General features: G+C 61.4%; 19 protein-coding genes. 16 read left to right on the top strand and 3 right to left on the bottom strand.

All coding sequences use genetic code 11. From position 1 onward, the window contains the following. Positions 1–52 precede the first annotated feature (52 nt). From J2S71_RS00415 to J2S71_RS00380, 8 genes are all read left to right on the top strand, one after another. Complete coding sequence (locus tag J2S71_RS00415) at positions 53–1,297, top strand: alpha-amylase family protein (RefSeq protein ID WP_021726683.1); 1,245 nt, start codon at positions 53–55, stop codon at positions 1,295–1,297. Positions 1,298–2,076: 779 nt separating this feature from the next. After that, positions 2,077–2,589: a hypothetical protein gene (locus J2S71_RS00410; protein ID WP_307388060.1), complete on the top strand. Its 513-nt coding sequence runs from the start codon at positions 2,077–2,079 to the stop codon at positions 2,587–2,589. A 211-nt stretch (positions 2,590–2,800) separates the two neighbouring features. Next, on the top strand, positions 2,801–3,013 hold the full coding sequence (locus J2S71_RS00405) for a CsbD family protein (RefSeq protein WP_040652014.1): 213 nt from the start codon (positions 2,801–2,803) through the stop codon (positions 3,011–3,013). 441 nt (positions 3,014–3,454) lie between these two features. Continuing rightward, on the top strand, positions 3,455–4,126 hold the full coding sequence (locus J2S71_RS00400) for a hypothetical protein (RefSeq protein WP_307388058.1): 672 nt from the start codon (positions 3,455–3,457) through the stop codon (positions 4,124–4,126). A gap of 860 nt (positions 4,127–4,986) precedes the next feature. Then, positions 4,987–5,889, top strand: coding sequence for a hypothetical protein (locus tag J2S71_RS00395; protein ID WP_156901043.1), 903 nt, complete (start codon positions 4,987–4,989; stop codon positions 5,887–5,889). Further along, a complete protein-coding gene (locus J2S71_RS00390) occupies positions 5,882–6,802 on the top strand; it encodes a hypothetical protein (RefSeq protein WP_307388056.1) in 921 nt (306 codons plus the stop codon). Before J2S71_RS00395 ends, J2S71_RS00390 begins: the two co-directional genes overlap by 8 nt. Positions 6,803–6,870: 68 nt before the next feature. Continuing rightward, positions 6,871–7,143, top strand: a complete 273-nt coding sequence (locus tag J2S71_RS00385) for a hypothetical protein (protein WP_307388054.1) — start codon at positions 6,871–6,873, stop codon at positions 7,141–7,143. Between the two features lie 8 nt (positions 7,144–7,151). Beyond that, on the top strand, positions 7,152–7,550 hold the full coding sequence (locus J2S71_RS00380; protein ID WP_307388052.1) for a hypothetical protein: 399 nt from the start codon (positions 7,152–7,154) through the stop codon (positions 7,548–7,550). A 509-nt stretch (positions 7,551–8,059) separates the two neighbouring features. Here the strand turns inward: J2S71_RS00380 and J2S71_RS00375 are convergent. The 3 genes from J2S71_RS00375 to J2S71_RS00365 form a co-directional block, all read right to left on the bottom strand. After that, positions 8,060–8,854 carry an ABC transporter ATP-binding protein gene (locus J2S71_RS00375; protein ID WP_040652004.1) on the bottom strand — a complete coding sequence of 265 codons (795 nt, stop codon included), beginning with the start codon at positions 8,852–8,854 and terminating at the stop codon, positions 8,060–8,062. Continuing rightward, positions 8,854–9,822, bottom strand: coding sequence for an ABC transporter permease (locus J2S71_RS00370; RefSeq protein ID WP_370873228.1), 969 nt, complete (start codon positions 9,820–9,822; stop codon positions 8,854–8,856). Before J2S71_RS00370 ends, J2S71_RS00375 begins: the two co-directional genes overlap by 1 nt. Positions 9,823–9,992: 170 nt before the next feature. Beyond that, positions 9,993–10,976: an ABC transporter substrate-binding protein gene (locus tag J2S71_RS00365; RefSeq protein ID WP_307388047.1), complete on the bottom strand. Its 984-nt coding sequence runs from the start codon at positions 10,974–10,976 to the stop codon at positions 9,993–9,995. Positions 10,977–11,328: 352 nt separating this feature from the next. Between J2S71_RS00365 and J2S71_RS00360 the strand changes: the two genes are divergently transcribed. From J2S71_RS00360 to J2S71_RS00325, 8 genes are all read left to right on the top strand, one after another. Beyond that, positions 11,329–12,198 carry an HAD family hydrolase gene (locus J2S71_RS00360; RefSeq protein ID WP_307388045.1) on the top strand — a complete coding sequence of 290 codons (870 nt, stop codon included), beginning with the start codon at positions 11,329–11,331 and terminating at the stop codon, positions 12,196–12,198. 231 nt (positions 12,199–12,429) lie between these two features. Next, positions 12,430–14,535, top strand: coding sequence for a BglG family transcription antiterminator (locus tag J2S71_RS00355; RefSeq protein ID WP_307388044.1), 2,106 nt, complete (start codon positions 12,430–12,432; stop codon positions 14,533–14,535). Positions 14,536–14,971: 436 nt separating this feature from the next. Further along, positions 14,972–15,424 carry a PTS sugar transporter subunit IIA gene (locus J2S71_RS00350; RefSeq protein ID WP_232204502.1) on the top strand — a complete coding sequence of 151 codons (453 nt, stop codon included), beginning with the start codon at positions 14,972–14,974 and terminating at the stop codon, positions 15,422–15,424. A gap of 66 nt (positions 15,425–15,490) precedes the next feature. After that, complete coding sequence (locus J2S71_RS00345) at positions 15,491–15,781, top strand: PTS sugar transporter subunit IIB (protein ID WP_021726642.1); 291 nt, start codon at positions 15,491–15,493, stop codon at positions 15,779–15,781. An 84-nt stretch (positions 15,782–15,865) separates the two neighbouring features. Next, positions 15,866–17,254, top strand: a complete 1,389-nt coding sequence (locus J2S71_RS00340) for a PTS galactitol transporter subunit IIC (RefSeq protein ID WP_021726679.1) — start codon at positions 15,866–15,868, stop codon at positions 17,252–17,254. Between the two features lie 120 nt (positions 17,255–17,374). Further along, complete coding sequence (locus J2S71_RS00335) at positions 17,375–18,043, top strand: class II aldolase/adducin family protein (protein WP_307388041.1); 669 nt, start codon at positions 17,375–17,377, stop codon at positions 18,041–18,043. 102 nt (positions 18,044–18,145) lie between these two features. Further along, a complete protein-coding gene (locus J2S71_RS00330) occupies positions 18,146–18,736 on the top strand; it encodes a hypothetical protein (protein WP_307388038.1) in 591 nt (196 codons plus the stop codon). 13 nt (positions 18,737–18,749) lie between these two features. Beyond that, a complete protein-coding gene (locus J2S71_RS00325; protein ID WP_307388036.1) occupies positions 18,750–19,742 on the top strand; it encodes a dihydroxyacetone kinase subunit DhaK in 993 nt (330 codons plus the stop codon). Positions 19,743–19,771 lie beyond the last annotated feature (29 nt).

Raw genomic sequence — 19,771 nt, 5'->3', positions numbered from 1 at the left:
CTGGCCATTCGAGCGGATGCACCAGGCTGGCGAGGGACATCGGGAGGCATCCATGGGCAACGACATCAACGAGGGCACCATCTGGTGGCAGGTGTATCCGCTGGGCTTCTGCGGCGCGCCCGTGCGCCCGGCCTCGGAGGGGGAGCGCGCACTGACACCCCGGCTCGACCGGCTGGCCGCATGGGTGGACTATGCCGCCGACATGGGCGTGAGCGGCCTGATGCTCAACCCGGTGTTCGCCTCCGAGACCCATGGGTACGACACCACCGACTACTTCCACATTGACCCGCGCCTCGGCGATGACGCGACCTTCGACCGCCTTGTCGCCGCCTGTCATGAGCGGGGCCTGCGCGTGATGCTCGACGGCGTGTTCAACCACGTGGGGCGCAGCCACCCGCTGTTCCAGGACGCCCTCGCCGGACGGGGGCACGAGGACCTGTTCTCCATCACGCGCCGTCCCGATGGGTCCGCGGACTATGCGACGTTCGAGGGCTTCCGCGAGCTCCCGGCGCTCGACCACAGCTCGCAGCAGGTCGCGGACCTCGTACGGGACGTCATGCTTCACTGGATGCGCCGTGGTGTCTCGGCATGGCGGCTCGATGCGGCCTATGCTGTGCCGCCCGACTTCTGGGCCCGCGTCCTGCCCGAGGTGCGGCGCGCATTTCCTGACGCCTGGTTCGTGGGCGAGGTCATCCATGGCGACTACGCAACCATCGTGCGGCGCTCCGGGATGGACGCGGTGACGCAGTACGAGCTGTGGAAGGCCATCTGGAGCTCGCTCAAGGATGGCAACTTCTTCGAGCTCGACTGGTGCCTCAAGCGGCATAATGCCTGCATGGGGACGTTCGCACCGCTCACCTTCGTGGGCAACCACGACGTGACGCGCATAGCGAGCATGGTCGGCGACGACCTGGCCGCCCTGGCGGTGACCATCCTGCTCACCGTGGGAGGCGTCCCGTGCCTCTACTACGGCGACGAGCAGGCCCTGCAGGGCGTCAAGACGAAGGGCCTGGGCGGCGACGATGCGGTGCGTCCCGCCTTTCCTGCCGCCCCAACCTGGATGACGGCAGAGGGGGAGCGGATGTATGGCCTGTGCCGGCGCCTCATCGGCCTGCGCCGGAGCAACCCCTGGCTCACCCATGCCACCACGCGGCCCACTCATCTCAAAAACCGCAGCTACTCCTATGACGCGACGGGCCGTGGGGGAGAGACCCTGCATGTGGACCTGCGCCTCGACCCGGCGCCGCAGGCAACGATCAGCCAAGGCGGCAGGACCCTCCTTGAGGTGAGCCGCTGAGGCATTGCGTGTGGTCAGTGGCATACTTGGGGTCGGTCACCTTGGTAGGCTGTGTATGCATGGTTAACGTCCAAGGGGGTGGCTCAGCTACCTAGCTTATGATAGAGAGGACACGACACGCACAGCTTCAGACCCGATGACACAACGAAGGCGGCGAAGTCGGACATCGCGCGCGAATGCCCCGACATCTCGCTCATGATCATCGAACGCGCGCGCCACGACCTGCTTGCGCACGGCAGGGTCGAGAAGGTCGGCGCGGGCCGCGCGACCGGCTACGTCTGCAAGGGCTAGATACCGGGGCGGCCCAAGGAATGGAGGCCGCTGCCACATACGACGTTCCCTCTCTTGGGGCTTAAGCCGTGTGGGTGCCTTTCTCCACCCGTGTGGGTGCGAATCGATTCGTGTGGGCGTCATTCTTCCGGACGCGGCCGACAAAGTCCCAGGTCAGCGGAAGCGGCAGGATGCGAATCGCACCCACATGCAGCGAATCGCACCCACATGCCCCCTGGCGGGAGAAAGGCACCCACACGGGTGGGGAATGGCACTCACATGACCTCTGGCTGTGCGATTGGCACCCACAGCCGCGACCCACGACGTCGCGGGACGGCAGGTTGACCCTACTGACAAGGCATCGCGTCGGCTCGGCTACGACAGCAGCATGCGGTCGTTGGCGAACTCGTTGCCGGTCATGCCCTAGAACTGCTGCGATTGACCAGCCACCATGATAGACTATACATGTGCGGTCAACGTCCAGGGCTCGTCCAAGGGGGCGGCACGGCATGAGGATTGACATCATCGGTCTCAAGGACGCCCTCGAGAAGAATGTGGGGGTGTGGGACGCCAGGGCCGAGGAGGCCGAGCGTCTTGCCGCCCGCCTCGAGGCCTTCGACCCAGCCTCTCTCGGTCTGGAGGGCGAGGGCTACAGTGCCCTGCGTGAGCGCGTCACCTCTCACGCGCCGTTTGCCAAGTCTCAGGCGTCGCTTCTGCGCTCGCTTTCGGAGGGCTGCGCGAGGAACCTCGATGCCGCGGCGCTACTCGAGCCCTTCGAGCCCGACGGCAGCGTGGACACCGACCACCTCTCCGACGAGCTCTCGCGCGCTCGGTCCGAACTCGACGAGGGCCTCTACCGCCACCCGCCTTTGCTCCGTGCCGGACATGCGCCCTCCCCTGGCCCGTCCTCCGGCACGCTCGAGAGCGACCTCTTCGAGGGCGGGGGCTGGATGGCGTCCCCTTCGAGAGGTTCTCGAGGGAGTTCGACGCCTACATCGAGTAGTACCGTGACGCCAGGCTGAAGAAGTCGACAGGATGGAAGACGATCAGACGGCACAGACAGGAACTGGGCTATGCGGCATAGACGGTTGGTCCGGCAAAATGTCCGAGGTCCCATATACTTGAAAAGCTTGATCGTCCGATTTACTTCCAGTACCATTACACAATGAGTTTTCCTAGAGAAAGGAGAGGCAAAACTATAAAGTTAGTATATATTCCCCTAAGGAGAACAAGATGACTGATAAAGGATTTACAGATCAAGTAAAAGGCAAGGTAAAAGAGGCTGTTGGAAATTCGACAGGTGATGATTCCCTGAAGGCAGAGGGAATCATGGATAAGGCAGTCGGAAAAACTAAAGAGATCGCATCGGATATAAAGGACACAGCAAGTGAGTTGGGTGAAAAGGCAAAAGATGCACTCGACTCCAAGAGCGAGAATAGCAATTAATGGCTGAGTATTTGCAGCATAGTTAGGTCTCCTGAACTGTAAGTAGCTTAGGCAACTTTAGCTGCACCGTGGCGATCGCGGCGATTCCGGAGAGTGGCACCTGCATGAGGCACATCCCATGCAGGTGCTCTGTGTATGCATCTGCAGAATCTTTGTAGCTGTACCTCCAGCTGAAGGAGTCCGCATGGGACTTCGGCAGCCCGTGGAACGTGCCGTGGACATATTCTGACCTTTGCACTTTAAGAGGCCATTTTCCCTGTGATGACCTGGGAGGATGGTCTCTTTTCGCTTGTGTGTCTTCTGTAGTGCTCCAGGGCCTTCCAGCTGATCTCACGGCCCTTGCATCACCTGTGGGTCAATGCGCAAAACACGCTTAGGTATGGCAGGGATGAGGAAAGGCGGAAGCAAGCCCAGGCAACGCTGGACTGGATTCGCAACCTTGTGAGGAAATACCATCCCGAGTGGGACTGGGGCAGTGACCAGATTGATAATAGGATTGAAGACTTTCTTTGGAAGCTCAATGATGAAGGCTGCAACTATGCGGCCGACATCAATGCCCTGATGCAGCAGTACTCGATTACGGATCTACGCAAGAGGTTCGGCATTCCGGACGACGTGCCCGATAGCCAGGTGAAGGACTGGCTTCTGCTCGACTACTACGCGAGCCGGGACAACCACAACCCCAGCCGTTGGCCGTGGTCGTGGGGGGAGGACACGTACGACGAGCACGAGGATCCCAAAGAGACGGACGGGAGGGGCATGAACTTCTTTGACGAGCAGTATCGCCTTCACCGTTGGCTTGAGGGGTATGGCATCAATGCCAGTGTGTCGCTTCCCCGTCCAGTAAACATTCCTGGAGGGATGGATGCAATGAAGGATGACCTATGCAAGGGGAAGCACGTCATCCTCAACATGTCGCGCAGCGTGGAAGAGAGGAACGACATCTACGGCAGAAACCTGGACCGGCGCTTCTACATCCAGAATGAGGTCATTCCTCTCTACCAGGGGAGGTTCTCCGACGCACTTGGCTACGACGTGCACATCTTCCTGCACGACAACCCCATGACCAAGGAGGGAAACGATGAGTTCGAGAGGGAGCTTGCCGGCGCATAGCGACATGCGAGAGGGAACAAGGAGGGCATCGTGGCGGAGGCCACCATACGGCTTCATGGGGGCGCCTCGGCGTCCCTTTCCTTTCCTTTGAGGTCCAGGCCCTGTGGGTGCCAATCGATTCGTGTGGGTGTCTTTCTCCCGAAAGAGGCCGACAAAATCCCAGGTCGCGAGGAACCAGAACGGGAGAAGAGCACCCACACGCGACGATTGGCACCCACATGCGTGCGATTGGCACCCACAGTACGCAGCCGCGGGGCGCAACGTCGCGCGGCCGCAGCTTGACCCACCCTGCGGGCCAGGCGCCGCGCCGGCGTGGCTGGGACGGCGGCACGCGGTCGTCGGCGGACTCGCTGCCCATCACGTCCCTGGACTCCTGCAGCAGGCCGGCCACCGTGATAGACTATATATGCATGGTCAACGTCCAAGGCCTATCCAAGGGAGTGACACGGCATGAGGATTGACATCGTCGGTCTCAAGGATGCCCTCGAGAGGAACGTGGGGGTGTGGGAGGTCAAGGCCGAGGAGGCCGAGCGTCTCGAGGCCCGCCTCGAGGCCTTCGACCCAGCCCCCCTCGGTCTGGAGGGCGAGGGCTACAGTGCCCTGCGTGGGCGCATCGCCTCTCGCGCGCCGTTAGTCAGGTCCCAGGCGTCTCTTCTGCGCTCGCTTTCGGAGGGCTGTGCGAGGAAACTCGATGCCGCGGCGCTGCTCGAGCCCTCCGAGCCCGACGGCAGCGTGGACACCGACCACCTCGCCGACGAGCTCTCGCACGCTCGGGGGGCGCTGAGGAGTGGGGCGAGCGCTCGGACGACCTCTCCTGGGCAGGGCCGCTCGGCGAGCCATGGCGGCGTGTGTGCGACAGCATGCGCCAGCTCAAGGAGGCGGAGGCAGCCGAGTACGAGCGCAAGATACGCCTCGTGGAGGAGTATGCGGCCAAGTCCTCGACGTTCTATGTGGGCGCAGCCTCGGTGGTGGATGACGCGCAGAAAGACTCGAACGGGATTATGCAGGACCTCCCAGAGGGCGAGGACGGCGACCAGGCAGAGCTGTATCACCTGTGGTGGGATAAGGATCCCGAGAAGCGCGCACGGGCAAGAAAATGGATATCGGAGCGCATACGGAAGGAGCATCCGGACTGGACTGACAAGCAGATTTCTGACTATCTTGAGAAGCTTAGCGATGAGGGGTGCGGCTACGTAGCCGATATCAACACGCTCATGCAGGAGTACTCGATCCCAGACTTGCGTACCAAATTTGGCATTCCCGACGAAGTGCCGGACGAATGTGTTAAGGATTGGCTACTGCTCGACTATTATGCGAGCCAAGACAACCACAACCCTGGGCCGAATGGTGGGGACGAGATGGATCCGAATGAGGACCCCTCCAGCACTCAAGGGAGGGGTACCTCACCCGGTGACCGAAAGTATCGCTTTACTCGCTGGTTGAAGACGTATGGAATCACTGTCCACATGTCTCAATCAAAAAGTGTGAAAGGTTCTTTCGGCGTAGTTGCAATAGCGCTCACTCTCTTAGTCGGGAAGATTACCCATCGGCATGTTGTTCTGAGAATTTCGCCTTTGTACATGTACGACTGCGAGACGGGAGAGAAGTACCCTAATCCAGAGGGCAGTCATGCCGTCACGGTGCTTGGTGTTGACGACAAGGGTAGGATCATCGTCTCCTCTTGGGGGAAGCGCTATTACGTGGATCCGCAGGACTATGGGCCAGATGACACCATTGCGTATGAGACGGTGGACTATGAGTAACATGAGGAGAGAACACGGGCGCGTGCTGCTTGCGTTGGTGCTCTGTGCCGTTGTGGTCTTGGGGGCCATCTTTGTGAGGCTCCTCATCACGGAGGGCGGGGAGGATTCCATGGAAACGACGATGCGCATAGGGTCTACGGATGGTCAGACCAATGAGTTCGAGGGCTTTGCGCTCCTTGGGAGAGGAGTCGGTGATTACGACTACGACTTCAAGCTCGCGAAGGAGAGAGGCATCTGCTCGAGGGACGACGGACCGGACCTGGGCTATCTCGAGCTCCAGGGGAAGTACGACCGGGCCCTGTCGCTCTACTTGGAGCAGGCGCTCGACATGCAGAGCCTCGATGCCGAGCTCGAGGTCAGGGGCATCCCGGGCTACGACGTGAGGTCCGGCGATCCGGCGCGCACGCTCTGCGAGTGGTTCCGCAGCCGCTCGCACCTCTCCTCCCCCTATCTCTACCTGAGGAGCAACCTGCGCATCGAGCGCCTATCGGAGGAGGACATAGAGGCTCTGCGCACCGAATCGCTCGACACGGATGAGGGCAGGCAGGCGCTCGCTGTCCTCGCCGCGCGTACCTACCAGGAGCTCACGAGCTACGAGGGCGAGCACGTTTGGCAGAGTAGCAGTGGGGTTGCCTTGACTTGGTACTATGATGTCGGGAGTGGCAACGTAAAGGATGACTTGGCGGATCCGGCTCCGGCTCGCTGTCTTGTTCTGTGGCTTACCTTCCAGGATGGGAGACTGAGTGATGAGTCGCTCAGTGTTGAGGAAAGGAACGAGATCTACGAACGGGACGACACCGAGTGGCACTTCTACATCCAGAACGAGGTCATCCCTGCCTATGAGAAGAAGTTTTCCGACATTTTGGGCTATCCGGTGAAGATATTCCTGCACGATAATCCCACGACCACATAGGAAAACGACGAGTTCGAGAGGGAGCTTGCCGGCAACTAGCGACGCACGAGCGGGAACGGAGGGACCTCATGGCAGAGGGGACCATACGCACCAGTGAGGCGGCCGCCGAGGCCGCGACGGGCGACCTGCTTCAGGCCGAGGTGGGGAGAACCCAGGCAAAAGTGACACGCCTTTCCTCCCTCGCTCCGGTTCCTGGCAGCAGCGACCATGACGGTCTGGCTGAGGTCGCCGAGGCGGCGTCGGCCAAGCTCGCCGAGCTCGTCGAGGCAGACGCGAAGGCGCTTGTCGCCGCAGACGGCGCGCTCCACGTGGTGGATGACATACGCGCGCGGACGCTCTAGGGGCACCGATGAACAGAGTGGAGTATGGGCACAGGCGGGAGGCCATCGGCCGGCAGGGTGTGGCACGGCGCAGCACGCTGGAGCGCGAGCTCGACGCCATGCGCGACGAGGACAAGAGACTTGCCGAGCGCGTGGAGGAGGCCGCGTCCCTCACGGGCCAAGAGCTCTTCGGCGTGAGCGAGCGCGTCGCCTCCGGGCTGCTCCCGGCCTCCCTCATGGCAAAGGTCGATGCCGCGGCTGCCCAACTGAGATGGTTCCAGGGCGCTGCCGAGGACGAGGGGCGCAGTCGCGACATACGGCGCCGCGAGGCGGAGGATCGCCTGCAGGAGGTCATCGACGACTGTCGCGTACGGCTCGCCCGACTGGATGACGAGTTCGCCAGGGGACGCCGCGAGGGGATGTGGTGACCCTCCCCGCAGCCACGACGCGCTGGCGTGGCTAGGACGGCGGCACGCGGTCGTCGGCGGACTCGCTGTCTGCCATGTCCGTGTGGTGCGCCCTCACCAGACGCATCCGACACGTGTAATCGCTTTGTAAGGAGTGGTCAGGACCGGGTAAGGGATGGCGCCCGTGCCCTCGTCCACGCTTCGCCACACCTAGCATACTCCCTGAGAGGAGTGGCTCGGGAGGGACGGTCCTGGCCAACGGTTGGCTCAGCCGTGCCGGTCGGGATGTGATGACGGTCCTGCCGCCATGCAGATCGGAAACCTGTCTCAACATGCACGACTTCAGATTCGATGCGGCTTAAACCGTGTGGGTGCCAATCGATTCGCGTGGGTGTCTTTCTCCCGAAAGAGGCCGACAAAATCCCAGGTCGCGAGGAGCCAGAACGGGAGAAAAGCACCCACACGCGACGATTGGCACCCACATGCGTGCGATTGGCACCCACAAGCTCACAACAGCCGCCCCGGCGTGGCTACGACAGCAGCACGCGGTCGTTGGCGAACTCGCTGCCCGCCACATCCTCGAACTTCTGCAGCAGGTCGGCCACTGTGAGACGCTCCTTCTCCGCACCCGCGACGTCGTAGATGATGGTGCCCTCGTTCATCATGACGAGGCGGTTGCCCAGGCGGAGGGCGTCGTTCATGTTGTGCGTCACCATGAGCGTGGTCAGGTGGTGCTCGTCGACGAGCCGCTGCGTGAGGTCGAGGACCTTCTGGGCGGTCTTGGGGTCGAGCGCCGCCGTGTGCTCGTCGAGCAGCAGGAGGCGTGGCTTCTGGAGCGTTGCCATGAGCAGCGTGACGGCCTGGCGCTGGCCGCCGGAGAGCAGGCCCACCTTGGCCGTCGGGCGCTCCTCGAGCCCCAGGTCGAGCGAGGCGAGGGCCGTGCGATACTCCGCCTGCTCCTCCCTGGTGATGCCCCAGGCCAGCCCGCGACGTGCGCCGCGACGTTTGGCGAGCGCCAGGTTCTCCACGATCTCCATGTCGGCGGCGGTCCCGCGCATGGGGTCCTGGAACACGCGGCCCAGATACTTCGCGCGCGCGTGCTCGGGCAGCATGCTGATGTCGACGCCACCTAGGATCACCTGGCCGCTGTCGAGCGGGTAGACGCCTGCGATCATGTTGAGCAGCGTTGACTTGCCCGCACCGTTGCCACCGATGATGGTGACGAAGTCCCCGTCGTCGAGCGTGAGGTCCACGCCCGTGAGGGCGGGCTTCTCGCTGGCGGTGCCGCGGTTGAACGTCTTGGTGACGTGCCTGAGCTCCAGCATCACCGCTCACCTCCCTCATCGGCCTGCTCGGGCATGGCGGGCGCGTCGGGCGCTTCCCTCATGGCACTCGCCGTGTCCCTTCGGTACCCGCTCCGTATCCTGTGTCGCTTCGCGATGACGGGGATGGCGAGGGCGAAGGCGACGATCACGGCGGAGAGCAGCTTCATGTCGTTGACGTCCAGGCCCATCTGCAGCACGAGCGCGCGGATGAGGAAGTATATGACCGAGCCGCCCACCACGGCCACCAGCTTGCTGCCGAAGGCCTTGGCAAAGTACCCCAGCACCTCGCCGATCACGATGGCCGCCAGGCCGATGACGATGGCGCCCGTGCCCATGTTGATGTCCGCATACTTCTGGCTCTGGCAGATGAGGGCGCCGGAGAGGCCCACGAGGCCGTTGGAGAAGGCGAGCGCGATGAGCTTGGTCACGCGCACGTCGATGCCGAGGGCCCGGCACATGTCCTCGTTGTTGCCGGTGGCGCGCAGCGCCGAGCCGATCTCGGTGCCAAAGAACCAGTACATGAGCAGGATGACCACGGTGGCGCACACGATGCCGATGATGAGCGTGGCCATCACCTGCGACACGCCCAGCAGCGACGCCAGGCGGGTGAACACGGTGTCCACGTTGAGCAGCGGCGTGTTCGACTTGCCCATGACGCGCAGGTTGATGGACCACAGGGCGATCTGCGTGAGGATTCCCGCGAGGATGGCGGGGATGTCGAGCACGGAGTGCAGGATGCCGGTCACCAAGCCGGCGGCGACGCCCGCAAGCATGCCGAGCAGGATGGCCACGAGCGGGTCGAGCCCCAAATTGACCGAGACGACGGCAGCCACCGAGCCGCCCAGGGCAAAGCTGCCGTCCACGGTGAGGTCGGCGATGTCGAGCATCCTGAAGGTGATGAAGACGCCCAGCACCATGATGCCCCAGATGATTCCCTGGGAAACGGCTCCCGGCAAGACGGTCAGCAGGCTTAGCAAGACGGTCAGCAGGCTCATCAACATGGCATACTCCGTGACATGGCGTTCCCTCCGTTGCGTGTTGGTCGTGGTTCCTCAAAAAGGAGGACAGGCCGAGGGGCGCGCGACCGTCGGCCTGTCTGATTATGGCACCAGGGACTCTGCATTGCGGCGGCGGCTCGCTAGACCTGTGTCTGCGTGTCCCCCAGCACGGAGAGGTCCACGCCCAGCTTGTCTGCCGTCGCCTTGTTGGTGACGAGGGCGCACTCGCTGGCATCCTCGTGCTCGATGGCCATGTCCTGGGGCTTGGACTCGCCCTTGAGGATCTTGGCGGCCATCTCGCCGGCCATCCTGCCCAGCTGCTCGTAGTCGATGCCGTAGGTGGCTAGGCCGCCGTTCTCCACCATGCCCTGCTCGCCCACGATGGTGGGGAGATTGTTGTCGTTGGCGACCATGGATACGGTCTGCATGCCCGCGGCGACGGTGTTGTCGGTGGGGCAGTAGAGCACGTCCACCTTGCCGACCATGGACTCCACCACCTGCTGGATCTCATTGGAGCTGGAGACGGAGTAGCGGCTGGTCCTGAGGTTGTGGCTGGTTCCCGCCTCCTCGGCGAGCTGCACCTGCACGTCGGAGTTGGACTCCGCGGTGCAGTAGAGGATGCCCACGTCCTGGGCGTTGGGGAAGAGCTGCACGAGCAGGTCGAACTGGTCGGAGACGGGCGTGAGGTCCGAGGTGCCCGTGACGTTGGTGGCGGGCTTGTCGTTGTCCCTCACGAGGCCGGAGGCGGCAAAGTCGGTGATGGCGGTGCCCACGATGGGGATGTCCGTGGTGGCACCGGCCACGGCCTGCGCGGCGGGCGTGGCGATGGCCAGGATGAGGTCGTCGCCATCGTTCACGAGCTTGGTGGCGATGGTCTGGCAGGCGGACTGGTCGTTCTGGGCGTTCTGCTGGTCGATGGTGTACGTGATGCCGCTCTCGTCCAATGCCTTCACGAAGCCCTTGTTGGCGTTGTCGAGGGCGTCGTGCTCCGTGAGTTGGAGCACGCCGATCTTGTAGGTCTTGTCCGTGCCGCTCGTGGATCCGGCGCCCGAACAGCCGGCAAGGCCGAACGTGGCCAGTCCCAAGAGGCCCATGGTCTCGCGGCGCGTGATGTTCTTGCTCATGAGAACTCCTTAGAACGGCATGCCGTCCGGCAATGCGGTACAGCGCTGCGCGATGCGGATGCTTTCTCATACTATGGGTTGGCTCGTAAGAGCGGAGCGGTGTGGCCGCTTGCTTACACTTTTGTAACGGGCGAGGTGTTGTCTCGGTCTAATAGGGCTGCGGGGTCGGGCGATTCCAGGTCACCCTTCTCGTTGTCGCACTAGGCTTGGGAGGCTTCACGCAGGTGGATGATATCGAGAGGGACAGGTACGTCAGAATGGTGGGGTGCTGGCCGTTCCGCTACCATGCCCTTGGGATGTGCATGGCCCCATTCGCCCATCGAAGGGACTCGTCGTCGAAAGGTATGATGTCATGATCAAGCTTGTGCTGAGCGACCTCGACGACACGCTCATTCCCTTTGGGGCACCGCGTGCCAGTGCGCGCGCCCTCAAGGACATCCGTGCCCTGCAGGTGGCGGGTGTGCACTTTGCACCGGTGACGGGACGGGTCCCGGCGGCGATGAGCTGGATGTTCGGGGACGATGAGACATGCTACGCGACGGGGGCCTTCGCCAACGGCCAGGTCGTGCGCGTCGATGGGCGCACCGTGAAGTGGGTTGCCATCGAGTCTGAGCTCCTGCAGCAGGTGGTGGACGTTCTCGATGGCGAGTGCCTCAACGTCTGGCTCGCGCTCTATGGCCTTACCGACCCCGCCCATGTGAGCCTGGTGAGCCCCCATCCCGACCGCCTCCTCGCAAACCCACCGGATACCTGGGACGGGCACACGCAGTGCATCCTTCCCCGCGTTCCCACAGGCAGCTACGTGAAGGCAAACCTCCAGTGCTCCTGCAGCCGCCAGGAGATGACGAAGGTGCGCGACCTCCTGCGGTTGCGCGTCCCAGAGCTGGGCTTTGTCATGCCAAGTCTGGTGGCAAGGGTCATCGACGTCAGTGCTTTGGGTTGGAGCAAGGCCGACGCGGTCCTGCTCATCGCGCACGAGCTGGGTATAGATCCCACGGAAGCCTGCGCCTTCGGCGACTCGGAGAACGACCTCTCGATGATTCGGGCCCTGCCCAACTCCGTTGCCGTCGCCAATGCCGACGAGAGCGTGCAGCAGGCTGCCGCCTGGCACATAGGCCTCTCGCGGGACGATGCCGTGGCACAGGCGTTCGAGGACATCCTTGCGGCGAATGCCGAGGGGCGTCGGCCCTCCTTCATGTCAAAGGACTTCACACATGAGTGAAGCCCTTTTGGCTTAACGGATGCTGATTCCATGGGTTACCGTAGGTAGGGAGGGGCAGCGCAGGGCGTGTAGCGCTTTGCGCCCGCGCGCGGTACCCACAGGGTGGTTGACCGCCCGAGTGGTCGAGGGCGACCAACCGGCAGGGCGCCCATGCTCTACATCACCGCGCGTCTGTGACCCCTGTTCTCGTCGCGATGCCATCGCGCGTGTCTCGGGGAGGGCTGACGTGTCGTGAATGAGCGAACGTTTCTGATAGTGCAGAGGCTTTCTCGCCCTGGTGACGAATGGAGCCTCGCGAGCCTGGCCAAGCAGTTTGGCGTATCTGAGCGGACGATACGCAACGACATCAAGTCGCTGAACCACTTCCTCGGGAAGGAGGGGCTGGGCCAGCTCGAGTTCCTGCGCGGCGGTGTCATTCGGCGGCCCGAGGACTTCTCGCAGGCCATGGGTCGGCTTCCCGTGCGGGACACCTTTGCCTACAAGATGTCAAGCGAGGAGCGCAAGGAACTCAGCACCGCAATCCTCGTGGGTTCGATGGACTATGTGACCCTGGCGGAGATCGCCGAGCGTTTCTCGGTGAGCCGTGCGACCGTCCTCAATGACCTTGACGGCATAAAGGCCCTTGTGGTGAAGGCGGGCCTGCGGGTGGTTTCGAAGTCGAGCCACGGGTTGATGGTCGAGGGGCCAGAGGAGCTCAGACGGGTGTTTCTGACGGGCTTCATCTGCCGACATACCCCTGTCGTCGATCAGTGGATGCACTTCCCCGAGAACGAGCATGTCAAGGAAGACGCCATCGTCATCCGAAAGATCCTCAACGAGCAGTGCCATGCTCATGGCATCAACATGCCTGATCAGAGCTTTGGCATCATTGCAAGCCATCTGTGCATTGCCGTGGACAGGGTACGCAAGGGTGCCGCTCTCGAGGGGCGCCAGGGATGCGCGGGCGAGACGGCAAAGACATGCGCGACAGGCCACGGCTTCGAGCGCAGCGTCATAGAGCTTGTCACCCAGTACTGCAACGTCAGCCTGGGAAGGGGTGAGGTCGAGGCGCTCGCAGCGCTCAAGCGGACGCTCAGGTACCACAACGAGCTGCACATCAACATCGATACGATGCAGATTCAGAAGGTCTCACGCGCGTTCATCCGGCGGATGTCCCACGAGATAGGCATCGACCTCAACCACGACTACGACCTCTTCGAGTATCTCTCCAACCATCTCGAGTCGATGTTCTCGACCGAGCCGTCCCGCTTCCCGCAGAGTCCGGACCTTGAGGAGGTCATCAACGACTATCCCGAGGTCATCGATGCGGTGAGGCGCAACCTCGGTCCGCTCGAGGAGTATGCGGGACGCACAATCACGGATGTCGAGATCCTGTATGTGGCGCTCCACATCTGCGCCGCCTTGGAGCGACGCAAGAATCGGGGAGTGCGACCTCGTGTCGTGGTGGTGTGTGACGGGGGCATAGGAACCTCTCAGCTGCTCGCCGAGGATCTCCGGGGACACTTCGACATCAGGATCGTCAAGGTGATGCCGGCCCATGACGTGCCCTATATAGAGACGTACCAGGCGGATCTGGTGATCTCGACGGTACCCCTGGACAACTGCCCCGTGGAACACATCGTCATACGGCTGCCTCTCACCGATCGCGAGTGCCAGGGGATCCATGCCAAGCTCAGCTCCATCGAGTCCACGGTCCGGCTGCTCGACACCAACCCGGAGCACTTCTCTGCCCAGGAGCTGCTGGACAGGCTGGAGCCCATCATGCGGTGGCGCGTGCCCGACGATGACTGTCTGATGCAGGAGGTGCGCCTTGAGGTTCGACGCTTCTTCCGGGAGGCCCAGCAGCTTGAAGACCAGATCATCGCACCCTACCTGCACCAGCTGCTGCCGGCGAGCCACATACGCAAGGGCGTGGCGTGCGAGAATTGGCGCTCGGCCATACGCGCCTCAGCCCAGCCCCTGCTCGAGATGGGCTATATAGAGCCGCGCTATGTGGACGCGATGATACGGGGAGCCGAGGAGCATGGTCCCTACATGGCGCTGGCCCCCGGCTTTGCCATCCCGCACAGCTCGCCCGAGGACGGCGCCATCAAGATGGGCATGAGCCTCGTGCGGCTCGAGACGCCCGTGGCCTTTGGCAGCGAGGGGAACGACCCCATCGAGTTCGTGTGCACCCTGAGCGCCGTGGATGCGAAGATGCATCTCAGGGCCTTTGCCGACCTGCTGGACATGCTCTTTAGGCCCGAGGTCGACTTCGTCGCGCAGCTCCGTCGTGCCCAGACGCCCGAGGAGATGGCGGCCGTCATCGAGCGCTGCGAGTATCGGGTGATTCAGTAGCATGTGTTAAGACCCATCTGAAGGCGTTTGCCGATCTCCTTGACATGATTGTGATGCCGAGGAACTCGTTTTTGGATGACATGCGCAAGGCCGCCGATCCCCTTGAGGCCGCGAGCCTGATAGAACGCTATGAGTATCTCGTCATACAGAGGTAGCCCCGCATTTTGGAAGCTTGCCAAGATGTTGAATCGAGCGGGTCTGCCGTCCTGACGCGCGGATCGCAGGTGTGGGGGCTCTGAGGACCATTAGACCACCTGGCTTCACAAGAACATGAAAAAGAATCGACCAGTATATATGCTTCGCCTCCTCGTGAAAGACCTTTGGCTAGTGTGGCGGTTTCGTGGACGATAGGCTGTCCTTGAGCACGTAGCAGTTCATATGACCATGTAGATGCGGAATGGGTGTGAAGCATTTCATGCTAGGAAAAGAAATCATCATGCGCGACCTGACCGCTCTCGATCTTGACGCGAAGAGCTGTGAGCAGGTGTTCGACATCATGGGGGCCAGGTTTCTGGAAAAGGGCTATGTCAATGAGAGGTACCTTCCCACCATCAAGGAGCGTGAGGCGCAGTATCCGACCGCGCTTCCGGTCGAGCCGTATCCCATAGCCATTCCCCATACCATGGCAGACGCCATCCTCAAACCCTTCATAGCCCCCGTGCGCCTGAAGAATACGGTTAAGTGGGGCGATATGTCCGATCCAGACAACAAGTTTGATGTGAAGCTCGTCTGCATGCTCGGGTTCAAGGACCCTGGTGAGCATATCGAGCTGCTCCAGATTCTCATGCACAACTTCCAGAAGTCCGAGTGGGCCAATCCGCTCTTCTCTGCGAAGACCGAGGACGAATTCTTCGAAGCGTTCAACAGCATGGAATGGGCGCACGAATAGTGCGTCTGACCACTTGGCTTAGCCGTGCGTGCCAAAAGGGGCCCGCAACACAAAAAGGAGGAGAACATGTCAGTCAAGGTGATCGTTGCGTGCGGTAGTGGTGTCGCCACCTCCCAGACGGTTGCATCCAAGGTCAATCGTCTTCTTGCTGCCGACAAGGTCGACGCAAAGGTCGAGGCCGTTGACCTCAAGTCCGTCGACCGCCATCTCAAGGATGCTGCCGCCTACATCACCATCGTGAGGGACAAGAAGACCTACGACCTGCCTGTCATCGATGGCATTGCGTTTCTGACTGGCGTCGGCCAGAAGCAGCAGTACGAGAAGCTGCTCGATGCGATCAAGAGCTACCGGGGCTAGGTGTTCTCTCGAGTCGATTTTTGCGACCGTGGACGCGACAGGTAGGCAAGCGAGAAGAAACATGGTTGAAGGAGAGTGAGAAGCGTGGACTTCGCAGCCGCAAGTGCATGGATTAACGGCTTCCTAAGCTCGGTGGGAGCAGCCGTCTTTGTGCCCATCATCATGATTGTCATGGGTCTCGTCGTCCGGATGAAGCCAAAGGACGCAATCTCTTCCGGCATTTTGCTCGGCGTGGCCTTCACGGGCATGTCGATGCTCATCAGCTATATGGGTGAGATCATCTCGCCCGTCGGCGAGGCAATGCTGAAGAACATCGGTATCAACCTGCCAATCCTCGACGGTGGGTGGACAACCATGGCGGCAATCGCCTGGTCCTGGCCATATGCGATTCTGATGTTCCCCCTGATGATCGTCATCAACATCATCATGCTCGTCGCAAACAAGACCGACACCTTCAACGCTGACCTCTGGAACGTCTGGGGGAAGATCTTCACGGCCGTGGGTGTCGTTGGACTTACCGGCAACATCGTTCTTGCCTTCGTGATCGCCGCCATCCAGATTGCCTTCGAGCTTAAGACAGCCGACCTCTTCTCGGACGAGATCTGTGAGCTTACCGGCATCCCTGGTGTCACCTGCACCCACAAGATGGTCTTCCTGTCTGCAATCTACTATCCGATCGACAAGCTGCTCCGTAAGATTCCGGCTCTCAACCACAAGGCCGATGCCGAGGCCTTGCATGAGAAGGTCGGTATCTTCGCGGAGAATCATGTCCTCGGCTTCATTCTGGGCTGCTTCTTCGGCGTCCTCGGCCAGTACGACCTCGGCGCCCTCCTCACCCTCGGCGTCAAATGCGCCATGTGCTTGACGCTGTTCCCCGTTATCTCCAAGTACTTCATGGAGTCGCTGTCCCCGATCTCCGAGGCGGTCTCAGACTACATGCACGGCAAGTTCGAGGGTCGTCAGCTGGTCGTTGGTCTTGACTGGCCGTTCCTTGGTGGCTCCAACGAGATCTGGCTTGCGGTCATCTACGGCATCCCCGTGACCGTCCTCTTTGCGTTCATCCTCCCACAGAACCAGATTCTTCCCTTCGCCGGCATCGTCAACATCGCCCTGGCCGTCCCTGCCTACTTGGTCACTAAGGGCAACTTGCCCCGCATGATCATCTTGTCCACCATCGGCGTACCCATCTTCCTGCTCGTGGGCACCGCTTTCGCCCCGTTCATCTCCGAACTCGCGACCTCTACGGGTGCCGTTGCCGCTGACGCCCTGGGTGCCTCCGGCCTCATCTCCAACTCCTCGATTGACGGCCCCTGGTTTACCTACGCGTTCTCCCAGTTCCTTGCCGTCCAGGACGGAAACGTCCTGCCACTGGGCATGCTGATTGTCTGGATTGGCGGCTATGCTCTGATGTATCACGACCTCACCAAGGAGCGGAAGGCCAGGAAAGCCGCTGCCGAGGCACAGGCCGAGTAAGCGAAAGGCAGTTCGGGCCGGCGTGGACAACGCTCTGCGCAGCTGTTCCAGGCCGGCAGGTGTCAGGGTGCGCCTGTCGGTCCCTTTTTTAGGGGAAGCACCTTTAGATGGAGGTATCAAATGCTGGAGAATCTCAAGCTCAGGGTCATGAACGTCGCAAAGCAGGCACAGAGGGAAGGCATGTGCAAGCATAAGTCCGGGAACTTCTCTGCCCGTGATGAGGAGACCGGTCTCGTGGTCATCACGCCGACGAGCGTTGACCGCGAGGACCTTGTCGTTCCCGATATGGTCGTCATGGATCTTGATGCCAACGTCGTCGAGAACCAGACGGGACTTCGTCCGACTTCGGAATCTCTGATGCACCTCAAGATCTACCAGACCCGTCCGGACGTAAGGGCAATCGCCCACACCCACTCCCAGTTTGCGACAACCTTCGCCGTCCTCGAGAAGCCCATCCCTGCGGTCGTCTATGAGATCGCAAACCTGAACTGCTCCAAGGCTCGTATCCCGGTCGCTCCCTATGGCCGTCCCGGCACCCCCGCCCTTGCGGACTCCGTTGTCGACTCTGTCAAGGAAGCTGACGTCCTCCTTCTCCAGGGGCATGGATCCGTCGCCGTTGATGAGGGCAACATCGACGAGGCCTATCTCAAGGTCTGCTACATCGAGGAGCTTGCCGAGCTCTACTACCACGCCCTTACTGCAAATGGCGGCCAGGAGCCCAAGTCCTTCCCCGTCGAGGAGCTTCAGAAGTGGGAGTACCCGAAGGAGATCAAGTTCCCCAATGCGTAATCGTCTTCATGATCATGGCTCACCCCCTTGGGGGGTGAGCCCTCTGACAACATGATTGGATGACGGATACACATGGACGGCCAAGAAGAATGAAGCTGTGAGATGAGTAAGAAGAATCCAAGGAAGAAGTCGGCAGAGGGCAACGCCCCGAATCAGGCCAACCGCAAGGGCTTTTCGCTCCCTAAGGTTTCTGAGCGCAGGCATCCGGAGCCGGTGTCCGCGGGATCACGTGTTGCATCACTTGTTGAGCTCGCGGCCGTCTGCGCCGTCTGGGTTCTGGCGGCCCGCGTTCTCTTCGTGGGAGGGACTCTGCTCACGACAGCTCTTGTTGCCGTCCTGTATTTTGTGGGGGCACTCTCCATGTATGTGGTCCGCGCAGCGCTTGAGGCCAAACGGCGCTACGGCAGGACCGACAAGGACGCGCTGCTCTATTACAACCAGATGATCAAGGGAGACCAGAAGTGGTCCCTCTACATAGGAATGTCGTTCTTCGCGGTGTTCGTTGTCATGCGCTGGCTCTTCCCGAGCCCGAACTTTGACATGGTTGGTATTGATATCGCGACGGCTTTCTATCTCGGATATATCTGGACGGCCAAGTACAAGGGAGAGGAGCACCTGCCCTTCCAGTACATGGAGACCGTCTACCTCTTTCTGACCGTGGTCACCAACTACATCGTTTACTTCCTTGGTTGAGAGGACTGCAAGCATGAAGAAAATCATCAACAGTTCCGAGAGCTACGTGGGCGAGATGCTCTCTGGCATCTACGCCGCACATCCGGATCAGGTAACGTATGCGGCCAATGACCTGCGCTGCTACTGTACCGCCAAGAAGAAGGAGGGCAAGGTCGCCATCATCACTGGTGGAGGCACGGGCCATCTGCCCCTCTTCCTTGGCTATGTTGGCGAGGGGCTGCTTGACGGCTGTGGTGTGGGCGGTGTGTTCCAGTCTCCCTCGGCCGAGCAGATTTACAACATCGCCACTGAGGTCGAGGCTGGTGCCGGCGTCCTCTTCCTGTACGGCAATTACACTGGTGACATCATGAACTTCGATATGGCTGCCGAGATGCTCGAGATGGACGATATCGAGGCCAGGTCCATAGTGGGCGCTGATGACGTCCTCTCGAACAAGAATCCCGAGGCTCGCCGTGGTGTCGCTGGGATCTTCTTCATGTACAAGGCGGCTGGCGCCAGGGCTGACCAGATGGGCACCCTAGGCGAGGTCCTTGCTGCAGCCAAGAAGGCTGGCGATAACGTCCGCACCGTTGGCTTTGCGCTCACCCCCTGCATCGTCCCCGAGGTCGGTCATGCCAACTTCGAGCTCGCCGAGGACGAGATGGCATTCGGTATGGGCATCCATGGTGAGCCCGGTGTCTGGAACGGCCCCGTCAAGACCGCAGATGAGCTTGCCGATGAGTCTGTGGACGAGATTCTGACCGACATGCCTCTCGCTGACGGTGATGAGGTCGCGCTGCTCGTCAATGGCCTTGGAGCCACCTCTGTCGAGGAGCTCTACATCCTCAACAACTCGGTTCGCAAGCAGCTCGAGGCCAAGGGCATCGGTGTCTATCGCTCCTGGACCGGAGAGTACGCCACCTCCATGGAGATGATGGGTGCCTCCATCTCCATCTGCAAGGTCGACGATGAGCTCAAGGGTTACTTTGACTACCCCATCGATACCCCCTTCCTGTGCCAGAAGTAGTCTTTGTGCGCTCGCAAAGGGGTTGGTGG

This window comes from Olsenella profusa DSM 13989 (genome assembly GCF_030811115.1).
GTDB lineage: Bacteria > Actinomycetota > Coriobacteriia > Coriobacteriales > Atopobiaceae > Olsenella_F > Olsenella_F profusa.
This window is presented reverse-complemented; position numbering and strand designations above follow the sequence as displayed.